Source organism: Marinobacterium marinum, from assembly GCF_013868415.1.
Lineage (GTDB): Bacteria > Pseudomonadota > Gammaproteobacteria > Pseudomonadales > Balneatricaceae > Marinobacterium > Marinobacterium marinum.
In genome coordinates, this window is record NZ_JACEMT010000052.1 from 321,427 (window position 1) to 334,616 (window position 13,190).

Sequence of the window (13,190 nt, forward strand, 5' to 3'; positions counted from 1 at the left end):
CCCGTTCCACCCGGCTCTTGCTGAAAGCCGAGACGATTATAAGCCGCTCACCGCGGCCCGGAAACACGAAAAGGAGGCTAATGCCTCCTCTTGTAATATGCGCATCAAACTCAGAAATTGAAGTTCATGCCCACATGAACCACGTTGGAGTCCTCGATGCCGTACAGAGTTCCGTCCCAGGCCATGGCTTCAACCCAGACCAGAACATCTCTGTGCAGACTACGCTGGAACGCCAGAATCACTGCATCGAAATCATCCGTCCCCGCATCATCATCCAGACTGGACAGTCCCAGAGTGTAAAGATTCTTGCCGGACGGCACGCCGATCAGTGCATCGATACCTGAACCCGTGTCATCACGATCAATCCAGGCGCCGTTGATGTAGAAGCCGTTGCCGGAATAAGACGCAGACAGACCATAGATGTCCTTGTCGTTGGCGGCATCGGTATAGGCGGCGCCCAGGGTCAGGTTGCCGATGCTGTAGTTGGCGCCCAGCTGGTGCTGGCCTTCATCGTCGTTGTCGTCATCGTCGATCTGCACCAGCGCCTTCAGCTTCAGGCCTGCCAGATCGGGGCTCTCATACAGCGCCGACTGGCCGATACGGGAACCGCCATCCAGGGTGTAGTACACCGGTGCGGAATCCCACCACATGTAGTCGCCGTAGTAGCCCACCGCATCATAGAACGGCGAGGCAACCTTGCCACCGGAGATGGCCCCCCAGTCACCGCTCAGGCCCAGGTAGCCGTAGCGCATGTCGCCAATGCTGTCGCCTTCGTTGTCCAGGTTGACCGCCACTTCGTACTTGGCGAATGCCTTCAGACCTTCGCCAAGATCACGCTCGCCCTTAAGGCCGATGCGGGAAGAAGCATCCTTGTACTCGGTGTCGTCGGCGTACTCGGCATGTTCCAGCATGATGCGCAGGCTGCCGTAAAAATCGATACCGGTATCCGCAATCTCAACCGCCTGGACAGTCGTAGAAGTCATTGCCGTGCCGGCCAGCGCCAGGCAGATCAGTTGTTTTTTCATCGTTTCCATCAGCTCGGTTAGTAAACAGGTCTTGGTGCTCCCAAGCGGCGCTGAACACGGCTGCTCGCAAGGGATGTCGAGCCTGAAAAGGCGGCCATAGGCCGCCAAAGAATGAAGAGGAGGTCTCGCTTCAGGCCTGACTCGGAGCGCATTCTTGGGGAAGGGCCCCAGCTTGAAAACGGAGAAAAACGAAATGAGCCAATAGAAAAACTGGGGATACTCTGTAGCAGGCACAACGGTGGACAGAGCGGCAGGAAAAATGGACCGCTCGTCCATAAATAAATATTTTCGACACAAAGTCGCAATATTTTTTAAACAACCAGCCGCTAGACAGCGTTTACGGCCACCATCAATCTACGGACTGCTCACAGCAGGCAATACGATGAAATTTGTTGCGCCGATATTGATCCGGAGACCTGACCGGATGACACGCCAAACGCATTAGTTTTTCTAATCGATTGATTGGAAAAACTCCCGCATATTACCGTTTTTTATCATCTTTTTGACACAGCCCATGCCTAACCTTGCCGCATCGATTTTGAAGCAGCCGGGAGCAGCACGATGGGCAAACTGATCATGATCATGATCGACGGTATCAGCGCCGATCATTTCGAACGTTATCGCAGTCACCTGCCAAACCTGGACCACCTGGCCCGTACCGGTACTCAGGCAGCAGCCCTGCGCCCGGAGATGTGTGGTACCTCCTGCCCCGGACGTACTTCAATGATTGCCGGTGTTGCGCCCGCCGAACACGGTGTTTACGGCAACCATATCTGGAGCGAAGATGGTTTTCGCTGGGCCAGTCCCTATGACGTGAAGGTCGAGACACTGCCGGCCCTGGCCATGCGCCAGGGGCTGGATGTAGCCAATCTCGGTTACGGCATGGTTCGCCCGGAAGACTGTAGCCTTTATGTCGGCCCCTGGTGGGCGGATGAGATGCTGATGCGCGGCAAGGACGCGACGCCAGAGCCCGCCGACGCAGGCTGGCTGCGTGCCGCCGGTACCCATGATCCTGATGGCCGTCTGGCCGCGCTCAATGCCGAAGCGGTGGTGGCGCCGAATCACTCCGAAGCGCACCAACTGCAGCTGGGCATGCTGGCGGATCAGCAGTTGCTGGACCTGGCCGCGGGTCTGGCGACTTCCGAGCAAGCCCCCGACTTTACCCTGCTGGAGATCGCCATCACCGACTACTTCCTGCACAAGTACGGTGCCGATCATGACCTGACCCGCTGGTCGCTGCGTACCGCCGACGCCCAGATCGGTACTTTGCTGACGCGACTGGAGCAGGCCGGTGTGCTGCAGCAGTACAACTTTGCCATCTGCAGCGATCACGGACATGCCGCCATGCCTCAAGGCCTTTATGTGGATCGCCTGCTGGGCGACGCAGTGACCTGGTCCAGCGAAGGTGGCGTGCTACTGATCAAACCAAAGGACGAAGCCGAAGCCAAACAGGTCAACGATACCCTGATCGGCGAAGGCATGGAGCCTTGGTCAACCGACTTCATGCCGACCGCGCTGCGCGACCAGTTGCTGGCCTTTGTCGTACCGGAAGGCTCCGAGATCAGCTTCGAGGCCGCCGTACCCGGCACCGAGGGTCTTTACGGCCCCTCCAAGTACGTTTCCAACCATGGCATGCGTCCCGGCACCGAGGCCGACCATCGCTTCTGCATTTTCAATGGCCCCGATATCCCGCGGCAGCAACTGGGAGTATCGGACTGTATCCGTTTTGCACCAACGCTGGCCGACATTCTCGGCATCGAAACACCCTGGGCCGCCCGCTCACTGCTGAGCGATGAAGCCAACCGGAGCCAGGCCTGAAGCCGACCTCTGACACACCCTGAAGATTAACCCGATTCACACAAGCAGGACACCCTGATGAAACAGCTGATGACCTCTCTGGTAATAGCCTCCGCTCTGACCAGTACTATCGCCGCCGCCGGTACCATCCGACTCGGCCATGATGTCGGCTATGCCGGCGCCGAATCACTGGACCCGATTTCGCCGAGCCGCTTCTTTGAAGTCAACCAGATGCTCTACTCCCGCATGATCCGTCAGGGCCAGGACGGCCAGCCGAGCCCGGAACTGGCCACCGAGTGGTCGGCTTCCAGCGATGCAAAAACCTGGACATTCCAGCTGCGCAAGGGCGTCAAGTTCCACGATGGTTCCGACCTGACCGCTGCCGACATCAAATACACCTTGGAGCGTATCAACGACCCGGAAATCGACTCCCCGGTCGCCGCCGTGCTTGGCATCATCAGTGAGGTCAAGGTACTGGACGACTATCGCTTCGAAATCAAGCTGTCTTCGCCCCATGCCGACCTGCCACTGCTGCTGATGGACTATCGTGTACGCATCATCCCGGAAAACAGCGGTGACAGCATCGCCAAGACCGGCATCGGCTCCGGCCCCTTCATGCTGGAAGAGCTGGATTCCGAAGGCACCACCGTACTGGTGGCCAACCCCAACTACTGGGAAGGCAAGCCGGCGGCCGATGGCGCCGAGCTGATCGGCATCCCCGACTCCCAGGCCCGTGTGCAGGCGCTGATGGCCGGACAGGTAGATCTGGAGCAGAGCATCACCGCGCAGCAGAAGCGCCTGTTCGAAAACAACCCGCAGTTCAAGCTGCAGACCATCGCCACCGGCGAATGGCGCGGCCTGGCTTTCCGTACCGATATGGCACCGCTGGACAACCCCAAGGTGCGCAAGGCACTGCGCATGGTGGTCGACCGTGAGGAGATGATGACACTGGTATCTGGTACTGACGCGGGTATCGTCACCTGTGACCACCCGGTCTGGTCCGGCGACCAGTACCGTGCAGAAATCAACTGTTCGCAAGACATCGAAGGTGCCAAACAACTGCTGCGTGAAGCCGGCTACCCGGACGGTCTCGAAGTCACCATCAGTGCTGCCGATAACGAGCCGGAATGGATCCACATGATCGAGGTATACCAGCAGCAGGCCGCCAAAGCCGGTATCAAAGTCAATCTGAACATGGTGCCCTCCGACGGTTACTGGAGCGATGTGTGGATGAAGCACCCGGCCTCGGCCTCACGCTGGTCCCAGCGTCCGGCCGACCAGGCTCTGAACGAAGTGTTCCGCTCCGATTCGGCCTGGAACGAAACCTTTTTCAACAACCCGCGCTTTGATCAGGCACTGGATGACGCCCGCTCCGAGTTGGACTTCGACAAGCGCAAGGCGCTGTACGCCAAACTGCAGAACATCCTCTGGGAAGAAGGCGGAGAAATGGTGCCCTACCACCTGAACCAGACCCGTGCCCTGCGCAGCAACGTGACCGGACTGGACCCGGTAGAGCAGTTCTCCATCCGCTGGCACAAGGTAAATGTGGAATAAGCCACCACTGACCTGCCTGCGGGCCGCTCCCTGCGAGCGACCCGCAGGCTTCTCTGTCGGGCCCTCTGCAAATCGGCAATCGCCATGGCCGCTTTGCAGAGGGCTTGCGACGTATCGGATAACCAAGCGACACAAGACACTATGCTGAAACTGATTCTGCAGCGGCTCGCCATGGCCCTGTTTACCCTGCTGACCGTCTGCGTACTGGTCTTTTCCATCACCGAAGCCTTGCCCGGCGACGTCTGTACCGCCTATCTGGGCCGCGATGCCCAAGGTGCCCGGCTGGAAAACTGCCGTCAGGCACGCAACCTCGATCAACCGGCGCTGCAGCGCTTTGCCGACTGGGGTACGGGCGTGTTGCAAGGCAGTCTCGGCACATCACTCAAGCGCGACAAGCCGATCAACGATCTGGTCGCCACCCGCATGCGCAACACCGCTGTGCTGGCGCTGGGCGCTGCCGTCATCGGCATTCCGCTGGCGATCTTCCTCGGTGTCATCGCCGCGCTGCGACGTGACCGCCCCGCCGATGTGCTGATCTCCGGCGGTTCCATCTTCGCCATGACCATCCCCGAATTCGTCACCGCCACGGTACTGGTGCTGATCTTCTCGATCCAGCTGCAGTGGTTCCCGGCGGTGACCACGGTGCGGCATAACGCGCCGGTCAGCGAGCTGCTGCCCAATATCGTGCTGCCGATGATCACCCTGGCGCTGGTGATGATGGCGCACATCCTGCGCATGGTCCGTTCGGCAATGATCGATGTAATGGCCAGCGACTTCGTGCAAATGGCCCGGCTCAAGGGCGTGCCCTTCTGGCGTATCGTCTGCCTGCACGCCCTGCCCTCGGCGATGTTGCCAACCATCAATATCATCGCACTGACCGTGGCCTGGCTGCTCGGCGGAGCGGTGATCATCGAGCAGGTGTTCAACTACCCTGGGATCGGCACCCTGATGATCCGTGCCATCTACGACCGGGACCTGCCTCTGGTGCAGGCAATCGCACTGATTCTGGCCACGGTCTACGTACTGTGTAATCTGCTCGCCGACCTGTCGTCACTGGCGTTAAATCCGCGCCTGAGAACCACCCGCTAGGAGACACCTGATGACCGCAATCACGATGGACATGAACACGCCCGTCACCAAGCCGGCTTCCCGCTGGCGCCAGGTGTGGAGCAACCTGCGCCGCTCGCCTTCCGGCATGATCGGACTGAGCGTGCTGATCTTTCACCTGTTGCTGGCCCTTCTGGCGCCCTGGCTGGCACCACACGACTGGACACTGCAGAACGGCTACCAGATTCTGCAAGCACCCAGTGAGGCTTTCTGGTTCGGCACCGACCATATGGGACGCGACCTGCTCAGCCGCACCATGATGGGCGGGCGCGAAGCCATTACCGTGACCATGCTCGGCACACTGCTGGCCGTGAGCTGGGGCGGGCTGGTCGGCATGACGCTGGGCTTTGTCGGCGGTCGCACTGACGCCTGGTTGATGCGTGTCATCGATGCGCTGCTGGCCATCCCCTGGCTGCTGTTCCTGCTGCTGGTGATCGCGCTGGTCGGCCAGCAAACCTGGACCCTGGTGCTGACACTGGGCTTCTTCTTCGGCATCGCCGTGGTGCGCGTGGTGCGCGGTGCCACGCTGGAATATGTGCCGCGTGACTTTGTGCTGGCTGCCCGCACCCGCGGCGAATCACGCCTGACCATCGTGGTGCGCGAATTGCTGCCCAACGTGCTCGATGCCCTGCTGGTGGAAGCCGCCATGCGCTGGGCCTGGATGCTGCTGGCATTCAGCTCGCTCTCCTTTCTCGGCTTCGGCGTGGTACCGCCGACCCCGGACTGGGGCCTGATGATCGCCGACAGCCGCGGCATGATCTCCATCGCCCCCTGGGCCGTGATCTTCCCGGCGCTGGCCCTGTCCACACTGATTATCAGCATCAACCTGACCGCCGATGCACTGGCCAAGGCGATCGGCCTCGACCGCGCCAAGGCCCCCGTATGAGTGAAGCTCAGACCATGAACACGACAATGACTCCCATGCTGGACGTAGACAATTTCACTCTCGGATATACCAACGCCGAGGGGCGGCTGGTCAGTGTGCTGCGCGATGTCAGCCTGCAGGTCGCGCCCGGCGAAGCGCTGGGACTGGTTGGCGAATCCGGCTGTGGCAAAAGCACGCTGGCACTGGCGATGATGGCCTTCCTGCGCTCGGGCTCCCAGGTACAGAACGGTACCATCCGCTTCCACGAGCAGGACCTGTTCGCGCTCAAGCCGAAGATGCTGCAGTCACTGCGCGGCGGCCGTATCGGCCTGATTCCGCAGAACGCCGGTCAGTCGCTGACACCGACGCTGAAGATCGATGCCCAGCTCTACGAGGCGCTGAAACTGCACTCCGACCTGCCCCGCAGCCAGTGGCGCCAGCGCGCCATCGAACTGCTGCAGCAGGTCCGCCTGCCCGCTCCCGAGGCGATGCTGGAGCGCTACCCGCACCAGCTCTCCGGCGGCCAGCAGCAGCGCGTGGCCGTGGCCATGGCACTGGCGGGTCAGCCGGAACTGCTGATTCTGGACGAACCCACCACCGGTCTCGACGTGACCACCCAGGCGCATATCCTGGAGTTGCTGCGCACTCTGCGTCAGGAACTGGGCATGGCGATGGTGTTCGTCAGCCACGATCTGGGGGCCGTGGCCCGCATCAGCGAACGCATCGCGGTGATGTACGCCGGCGAGGTGATCGAGCTGGGCAGCAGCCACCAAGTGCTGCTGCAGCCGACCCATCCCTATACCCGTGCGTTGCTCGACGCCATTCCGCGTCTCGATGCCGAGGGCCTGCCGCCATCACTGCCGGGCTACCCGCCCAAGGTGGGTTCCATTACTCAGGGCTGTGCCTTCGCCGGCCGCTGCCCTCATGCCCAGCCGATCTGCAGTGAGCAGGATGCGCCGCTGGCGGCACTGTCCGGTCATCAGGTGCGCTGTCATCTGGCCGGCGAGCTGAAGCGCCCGGCCAGCGATTCCAAGGTGGTGCAGCTGCCGGTGCAGAGCAGCGATGAACCGCTGCTGATGCTGGAACAGGTGCAGATCAGCTACCACCGTCAGGGGCTGATGGATGCGCTGCTGCAGCGTCCAGCCCCGGTGGCCACCGTGGACGGCATCGATCTGCAGCTGAACAAGGGCGAAACCCTGGCACTGGTGGGTGAATCCGGCAGCGGCAAGTCCACCATCATGCGAGCGATCAGCGGTATCCAGCCAGCCCGCAACGGCCAGATCCGGCTCAAACAGGACGACCTCAACCTGCCGGTGGAGCAGCGCAGCAAGGCGCTCAAGCGCCGGGTGCAGATGATCTTCCAGAACCCCGATGCCTCGTTGAACCCGCGCCACACGGTGTTCGAAATTCTGCAGCAACCGTTAAAACTCTATTTCGGCCTCAACCATGACGCATGCCGCGACAAAGCCGCCGAGCTGCTGTCGCTGGTACGCCTGGCACCGCACTATCTGGACCGCCTGCCGGGCCAGCTGTCCGGCGGCGAAAAGCAGCGCGTGGCCATCGCCCGCTGCTTCGCCGGTGATCCTGACCTGATCCTGTGCGACGAGGTGACATCGGCACTGGATGTCTCGGTGCAGGCCGCAGTGCTCAAGCTGCTCAAGGAACTGCAGCAGCAGCGTGGCGTGACCTACCTGTTCATCGCCCACGATCTGGCGGTGGTCAAGGCGATTGCCGACCAGGTGGCAGTGCTCTATCAGGGCCGTATCTGTCAGGTCGGACCGGTGAGTGAGGTGTTCACAGGTCATCATCATCCCTACACCCGCACCCTGCTCAACGCGGTGCTGGAGCCGGACCCGAATCATCAGCCCGTCATTCAGGGTGATGACTGTTCCGAACAGTACCCGCCAGCCCGTGGCTGCGCCTACCAGCGCCGCTGCCCACTGGCGGAACCGCGCTGCAAGGAGCAGCTGCCCCCCTGGAAGACGGATGGCGGCAACCGCATCCGCTGCCACCTGGAGCTGGATGCGCTGGCCACCCTGATCGACCGCCCGCAGATGATCAAGGCGGTCAATGCCTGAACCAGTGAACCTTACTTTGACCCGGCGGACACAACACCGCCGGGCCAGCCCCCATATTCAACGCTCTGTACACCACAAGGAAACCACCATGCCCCTGGCGATCTACGACCTGGATGAAACCCTGATCAACGCCGACTGCTCGCTGCTCTGGCTGCAGTTCCTGACCGACCGGGGCCTGACCGACCCGACCATCATGGACGATGCCAGGGAACTCGACCGCCGCTACCATCAGGGCCAGCTGGACATGCACGACTACGTGGCGCTGCAGCTGCGCCCGCATATCGGTCAAACTCCGGCCGAAGCGACCCGTGAGGTGGAATTGTTCATCAAGGAGCATGTGCAGCCGTGCATTCGGCCTGCGGCAGTTGAGAGTATCCGCCGCCACAAGGCTCTCGGTGACCGTTGCCTGGTCATTTCCGCGTCGATCGATTTTCTGGTCGAGCCGATCGCCGCTCATCTGGGCATCGAGGACGCCATCGGCGTGCGCATTGAACTGGAAAATAATCGCATTACCGGTCGGGCTGACGGGCCAATCTGTTATCAAGAGGGGAAAGTGTTGCATCTGAATCGCTGGCTGGAGCAACAAGGTGAGCACACCAAGGGCAGCTGGTTCTACTCCGACTCGCACAACGACCTGCCGCTATTGGAACAGGTCGACAACCCGGTCGGCGTCAGCCCGGACCCGCGTCTGGCCGAGGTGTGCCAACAGCGCGGCTGGGCAAAGGTGAACTGGTAAGTGAATATGACAGCGCTCGAAGATGAAGCTCCCGCCCGGAGGATTTCATCTTCGGCGTTGAATTCGCGAACCCAGGCACTTAAGGTAGAGCCGTCCAGCTTTTTTGGATGGCATACCAAATATCCTTGAAAAACGGCTTAAATAAAAGATATGGAACGATAAAGACGGAAGAACCCGCGTTCATGGAAGATTTGAAAGATAAGGCTAGAAAATCAATCGAAGAAAAAACAAATCGGCACTTTTCTCTTTATGCCTCGCTTCATGAACAGAATATTTTGAATGTGCCTGTTACCAAGCCTCTTATGATCGTCGTGCTCAGTGGAGAAAAAGAAATAAGAGGACCTTCCCGTTTTTCCTGTCGGCCCGGAAGCTTTTTGTTCCTGCCGGACAACTGCTCGGTCCATATGCGGAATATTCCCGGAGACAAGCCTTACAAATGTTGCAAGGTCTTCGGGTCTCTGGTATAACCTCAGTGAACAGTGGAGCCGCATCCACCATCGCCTGACTGATCATAGTAAGTTACTGACAAAACGGACTCAGCTCAGGATTAACCCGCGGCCGTACCAGAAACGAACGCTTGTCCAAAACCTCCCCCGCACGTGTTGCGATCACACAACCGAATTCAATGATTTCCATTTCATCCACGGACTGACGCGAGCCTGAGGGTGCTATGTGGCTTTCCCAACAAGTCGCTTCAAGGTCCACAATTAAAAGCAGGTTATGACTCATCGGTCGTTATCCGAAACTCGGCCCACTAGGCTCATCATCAAGCTCATCGAGGTTAATTTCATCCTCGCCCGTTTCCTGCTTCAGCTCCGATTGTTCCATTAACCCAGCCAACTCTTCCGGCATCAAATCGGCCAGCTCATCATCCGTAGGCTCTGGCCTGCTACCCAACTCCCGCTGCAACTCGGCTAACTGCTCGGTGCTCGGCGCACGGTACAGCTCGCGGCTAGTAGCGTTAAACAGTAAAGATCCCCGCTGCCGTGGCTGCGGGGATGCTGATTGAGCCAGAGGATCATTCTCGTAGTCAAAATCGTCCGACTCAATCACCGGCCGCTGCGGAATATCCTGCTCAACTGCCTGCTGCTGGGCTTTGCTGACTGCGGCTGCCAGAGCCGCATCCAGTGCATCATCAGTCACTATCACAGGTTCAGTCAGCCGGCGCTCCGGCTCTGGTGCCTGCACTAACAACCGCACGGCGCTCAGCGCTTCAGATGCGCGAGCAATTCGTTTACCGAGTGCTGCAATTCGGTCACACTGCTCGCCAACTGCTGCAACGCTGCATCCGCTTGCGCTTGGCGTACTTCCATCACCTGCATTACGTCGTTGCTGGCCTCTTTGTACAACTGATCGACGTCCAATGACCCCGAGCTGTCCAGCGCCCCCACCAACACGGTTTCCAAGTTCTGCAAGCATCGCGCCTGCTCGTTGACTGCGGAATGCAACCCGTCGCACCGCCGTATCTGCTCGATGACTGTTATGTTCAATCTGTCTAAAATCTGATGTTGCTGCTGTTGCTGATGCAACAGCGCGCTCAATTGTTGCTCTAAGACGTTGATTTCGTTCTGGCGATTCTGTTGATCGTGCTCCTGCAACAACGCGGTCAGCCGCTGCTCCAAGGCTTCGAATTCGCTGAACATCATCCGATGATCCTGCAACTGCGTCTGATGCGCGTCGAGCTGCTGCTGTTGCTGCTGCTGCGAGTTCAGAAGCGCCTCGACTTGTCGCTGCAAGTCGGTCACGTGCTGCACCCCCCTCAACTGCGGGCTGCTTTCTTGCTCGGTAAGCGCTGAGCGCTTCATAGTCTCGATCAACGTCATACGTCACACCCTGATTTTCTTGCAGCTTCGGCCAGCCGCACGCTTTGTTTATCTTGCTACCTTTAAATTTGATGCCGTCGAGAAAAAAGCTGAATCCCGACAACTTGCCGGTACTAGCCAGGTTGGCCCGCACTTCGACGCCCGCTGCGGCTAGCCGGTCGGCAAACTGCACAACGGTAGGCTGGTCCTTCGCCGCCTCGAGTATCAACTTCTCGAGACGGAGCTTCGGCGGCACTTGGCCGGTCGCCCTCCAAATTTCCAGCTCGCCCCGCTTAATCCGTGTTTTTTCCTGCGGTTCGTCGTAAAGCCCCTGGGTAATGGTCAGCCCGTGCTCACGCTCGAGCGCCTGCGTCGCCTCGATAGCCTTGAACGCCTCATGCTGCCCATACCAGACCTGAGCGGACAACGACACGCGACTGGCGATGATATGGATGTGGTCGTAATCGGTATCCTGGTGGCGTACAGCAACCCACTGGGTATCCGGAGGGAAGCCCATTTTTTTTAAAAAATTGGCAGCAATTTCTTCCCACTGCTGGCCGGTCAGCCTGTCACCGGCAGGCAATGCAAGGCTGCAATGCCACACCGGCCGCTTGATGTCTTTCCGGATGCGGCGGGTATGACCGAACTCGGCAGACAGTGATCGCGGATCAGTGCCGCACATCGTGCCGCCAATCAGCTCGGCATTTTTGTCACCCGTGGCTTTCTTCCCTTCATCAAACGCATAATCGAGTACGCCGCGAAAACCGCTACCGCGTGTTACGTTGCCCTTCATCGTCCACCTCATCGGAGTCAGGGTCGGGAACCTGGATGCCCAATAAATCGTTCCGCAACTGCTGAACTTGGTCGCGTAATTCTGTCACCACTGACGGCGGCATACCCTTGGCATTGCCGACCTCGATCGCTACAACGTACCGCCCGAGCAGACTGGCAACGCGGGACAGATCGACCCACGCCTGCCGGTTCAACTCGGGCACCAGTGCAGGCAACTCGCCCAAACCGGCCTCGCGCAACCATTGCCCACGACTGCGACCACCCCGACGACGATCGAGGGCAGCCAACTCATCATCGGAAAAATACACGCTAACACGTGTGTTCCGATGCTCCGATTTCGGCCTGGGAGCCGGCCCTCGTTTGCCCATCGTTAAACCTCCATCGTCATCAGTTGGCACCCGTTTTTGGAAAGGAGCGAAGCCTACGCGCAGGCCGCCAGGCCGGAGGCAACCCACCGACCGCAGGGAGCGTGGGCAGCGAGCGAAGCGCTGCTGGGTTGAAACTAACCGGAGGTTAGTTACACCTTGTTCCCTAAGTTCCCTAAGGTGATCCTCCGAGCCCCGCCTCCAACGATTATGGCGCACCCTCATCGGGATGTCGAAGATTCTCCGCATCCAAACTGCGATGTTCGGCCAGCTCGACCTCAGATTACAGCCCGATTTTCACCTTAGCCAGCCACTCTTGGTCCAGCCTGACACGCAACAAGACCGGCACATCAGGACCAAAAACGGTAAAAATTCATCGCGAGACGAGCCGCAAAAAAACGCCGATGATTAGGGAACGTATGAACAAGTCCTCTCAGAGCCACCAAAATTGCATTTTCTCTGTGTCTGGGGCATGAAATGCGCACGTTCCCCCCTTTTTTAACCGACTGCAACCGCCTTTTCAGGCAGCACAGACGGATTAACCCTGCGCTCTCAACATCTGGTCCACCCGTACAATATTGGCCAGCGCGAACAGCATGGCCAGCTTGCTGTCGTTTTTCTTCAGGCCACGGTAGCGGGCTTTTACAAAACCAAACTGGCACTTGATGATCCGAAACGGATGCTCAACTTTTGCACGGATACTGGCTTTCAGATACTCGGTGCGGATTCTGACCTTATTGATCCGAGGGTGTTTTTTGAGTGTCTTCAGCGTCCCTGGCTGTTCGGCGATGTACCAGTCCGCGCTGACATCTTTCAGCTCATCTCGCTTTTCGGCGCCCCGGTAACCCGCATCAGCCAAGATGAATGCTTCTTCACCGTGCAGTAGCTGGTCAGCCTGATTGAGATCGTGCTCGTTTGCCGCAGTTGTCGTGAAGCTGTGCGTGAGGCCAGTGCGGGCATCAACCCCGATGTGAGCCTTCATGCCGAAGTGCCATTGATTCCCTTTTTTGGTTTGGTGCATCTCCGGATCACGTTCACCTGTTTTGTTCTTGGTAGAGCTGGGAGCTTC

General features: G+C 59.3%; 11 protein-coding genes. 7 read left to right on the forward strand and 4 right to left on the reverse strand.

What is annotated here, in order from left to right; genetic code table 11:
* Positions 1-110: 110 nt before the first annotated feature.
* Positions 111-1,025, reverse strand: coding sequence for a porin (locus H1S06_RS13070; protein ID WP_181740890.1), 915 nt, complete (start codon positions 1,023-1,025; stop codon positions 111-113).
* Between the two features lie 561 nt (positions 1,026-1,586).
* Here H1S06_RS13070 and H1S06_RS13075 point away from each other — a divergent pair.
* The 7 genes from H1S06_RS13075 to H1S06_RS13105 all read left to right on the forward strand — a co-directional run bounded on the left by H1S06_RS13075 (position 1,587) and on the right by H1S06_RS13105 (position 9,629).
* Complete coding sequence (locus H1S06_RS13075; protein WP_181740892.1) at positions 1,587-2,843, forward strand: alkaline phosphatase family protein; 1,257 nt, start codon at positions 1,587-1,589, stop codon at positions 2,841-2,843.
* Positions 2,844-2,900: 57 nt separating this feature from the next.
* A complete protein-coding gene (locus H1S06_RS13080) occupies positions 2,901-4,376 on the forward strand; it encodes an ABC transporter substrate-binding protein (protein ID WP_181740894.1) in 1,476 nt (491 codons plus the stop codon).
* Positions 4,377-4,517: 141 nt separating this feature from the next.
* Positions 4,518-5,465, forward strand: a complete 948-nt coding sequence (locus H1S06_RS13085) for an ABC transporter permease (RefSeq protein WP_181740896.1) — start codon at positions 4,518-4,520, stop codon at positions 5,463-5,465.
* Positions 5,466-5,475: 10 nt separating this feature from the next.
* Positions 5,476-6,369 carry an ABC transporter permease gene (locus tag H1S06_RS13090; protein WP_181740898.1) on the forward strand — a complete coding sequence of 298 codons (894 nt, stop codon included), beginning with the start codon at positions 5,476-5,478 and terminating at the stop codon, positions 6,367-6,369.
* Positions 6,370-6,383: 14 nt separating this feature from the next.
* A complete protein-coding gene (locus H1S06_RS13095; protein ID WP_255483079.1) occupies positions 6,384-8,426 on the forward strand; it encodes a dipeptide ABC transporter ATP-binding protein in 2,043 nt (680 codons plus the stop codon).
* Positions 8,427-8,514: 88 nt separating this feature from the next.
* A complete protein-coding gene (locus tag H1S06_RS13100) occupies positions 8,515-9,162 on the forward strand; it encodes an HAD family hydrolase (RefSeq protein WP_181740902.1) in 648 nt (215 codons plus the stop codon).
* 182 nt (positions 9,163-9,344) lie between these two features.
* Positions 9,345-9,629: a hypothetical protein gene (locus H1S06_RS13105; protein ID WP_181740904.1), complete on the forward strand. Its 285-nt coding sequence runs from the start codon at positions 9,345-9,347 to the stop codon at positions 9,627-9,629.
* 268 nt (positions 9,630-9,897) lie between these two features.
* Here the strand turns inward: H1S06_RS13105 and H1S06_RS13110 are convergent, their stop codons facing one another.
* The 3 genes from H1S06_RS13110 to H1S06_RS13120 form a co-directional block, all read right to left on the reverse strand.
* Positions 9,898-11,757 (reverse strand): relaxase/mobilization nuclease domain-containing protein, encoded by a 1,860-nt coding sequence (locus H1S06_RS13110; RefSeq protein ID WP_181740906.1) that lies wholly within the window; start codon positions 11,755-11,757, stop codon positions 9,898-9,900.
* Entirely contained in the window at positions 11,732-12,064 is a 333-nt protein-coding gene (locus H1S06_RS13115; protein ID WP_181740908.1) for a hypothetical protein, read from the reverse strand. The genes H1S06_RS13110 and H1S06_RS13115 overlap by 26 nt, the downstream gene beginning before the upstream one ends.
* 595 nt (positions 12,065-12,659) lie before the next feature.
* A partial coding sequence (locus tag H1S06_RS13120) for an IS5 family transposase (protein WP_181740910.1) occupies positions 12,660-13,190 on the reverse strand: 531 nt, incomplete at its 5' end.

Excerpts from the sequence above, each read along its gene's own strand:
- H1S06_RS13070 (WP_181740890.1), bottom strand. The coding sequence starts at position 1,025 with ATGAAAAAACAACTGATCTGCCTGGCGCTGGCCGGCACGGCAATGACT.
- H1S06_RS13075 (WP_181740892.1), top strand. The coding sequence starts at position 1,587 with ATGGGCAAACTGATCATGATCATGATCGACGGTATCAGCGCCGATCAT.
- H1S06_RS13080 (WP_181740894.1), top strand. The coding sequence starts at position 2,901 with ATGAAACAGCTGATGACCTCTCTGGTAATAGCCTCCGCTCTGACCAGT.
- H1S06_RS13085 (WP_181740896.1), top strand. The coding sequence starts at position 4,518 with ATGCTGAAACTGATTCTGCAGCGGCTCGCCATGGCCCTGTTTACCCTG.
- H1S06_RS13090 (WP_181740898.1), top strand. The coding sequence starts at position 5,476 with ATGACCGCAATCACGATGGACATGAACACGCCCGTCACCAAGCCGGCT.
- H1S06_RS13095 (WP_255483079.1), top strand. The coding sequence starts at position 6,384 with ATGAACACGACAATGACTCCCATGCTGGACGTAGACAATTTCACTCTC.
- H1S06_RS13100 (WP_181740902.1), top strand. The coding sequence starts at position 8,515 with ATGCCCCTGGCGATCTACGACCTGGATGAAACCCTGATCAACGCCGAC.
- H1S06_RS13105 (WP_181740904.1), top strand. The coding sequence starts at position 9,345 with ATGGAAGATTTGAAAGATAAGGCTAGAAAATCAATCGAAGAAAAAACA.
- H1S06_RS13110 (WP_181740906.1), bottom strand. The coding sequence starts at position 11,757 with ATGAAGGGCAACGTAACACGCGGTAGCGGTTTTCGCGGCGTACTCGAT.